Source organism: Bacillus sp. mrc49 (genome assembly GCF_002803435.1).
This window is the reverse complement of sequence record NZ_PHNG01000470.1, coordinates 1-1,105: the sequence shown is the minus strand read 5'-3', so window position 1 is coordinate 1,105 and position 1,105 is coordinate 1. Positions and strand designations below refer to the sequence as shown.

1 pseudogene is annotated in these 1,105 nt (G+C 52.7%); it reads left to right on the top strand.

From position 1 onward, the window contains the following. Positions 1–28: 28 nt before the first annotated feature. Positions 29–1,105, top strand: a pseudogene (locus tag CVN76_RS03715) (hypothetical protein); the annotation flags it as partial.

The following is a 1,105-nucleotide window of genomic DNA, read 5'->3' as shown; positions in this document are numbered from 1 at the left end:
CCAGTTGGCCCCGGAATCAAAGGATGTAGTGCAAGGTATCAAAAAGCTTGGAGAACAAGTTCCAGGCCTTAAAGACAGCCCTGAATATCAGCAGTTAGTAGCTGGAAGTGAAAGGGTCGCGGGAGGTTTGAGCGATTTGGCTGGCCAAACCCCAACCTTGGCTGGGGGAACGGACCAAATTTCACAGGGACTGAAAGACGCTTTAAAGGGCTCCACTGATTTAGAGGCAGGACTGAATGGGTTGCTGGAAGGGCAAAAAAAGGTATATGGAGGAACCCAAGGTGTCGTCCAAGGGGCAAACCAACTATCCGCTGGTGCCGAAAAGGTTGCCGATGGAACAAGCCGTGTAGCATCAGGCAATGAAAAATTGGCTGATAATTCAGGTGCTTTGGCCAAGGGTACGAAAGCTGTGGCCGATGGAACGAATTCAGTAGCTTCAGGAAATAAGAAATTGGCTGATGGTTCAGGCGCTGTGGCAAACGGCTCGAGAGCACTTGCCGATGGCACCCGTTCAGTAGCTGAAGGAAGTGAAGCCTTGACTGCTGGCTCAGGCGCGGTTGCCGACGGTACCCGTTCGGTGGCTGATGGCAATAAAGCATTGGCTGAAGGCACGAGCACACTGGCCGATGGCTCGGCAGCACTTTCCGATGGGATCGGTTCGGCAGCTTCCGGAAGTAATGAACTAGCAAGTGGTTCAGGCAAATTGGCTGACGGAACAGGTGAGCTTGCAGCCGGAACCGGAGCCGTAGCTGCCGGTAACCAAACCGTAATGGCTGGCTGGAATCAGTTAACAGCCGGTGCAAACAAGCTAAATGAGGGGATGATCCAGGTAAGTGACGGTACGAACACCGTAAAAACTGGTTGGGGCCCTTTAGCTGATGGTGTCCATCGAGTGGATGGCGGTTTAGGTGCCATCAAAGATGGCAGCAAGGAGCTGGCGGCTGGACTTTCAGGCGGCGCCGGTAAATTGAGTAACATCCACGCGGACCAACCGAATATCGACATGTTCGCCGCACCCGTCCAATTGAGCGGGAAAGCCATCCATGCATTCCCTAAATATCGCTATGCTAATGCGCCATATATCCTTTCATTAGCGCTATTTGTA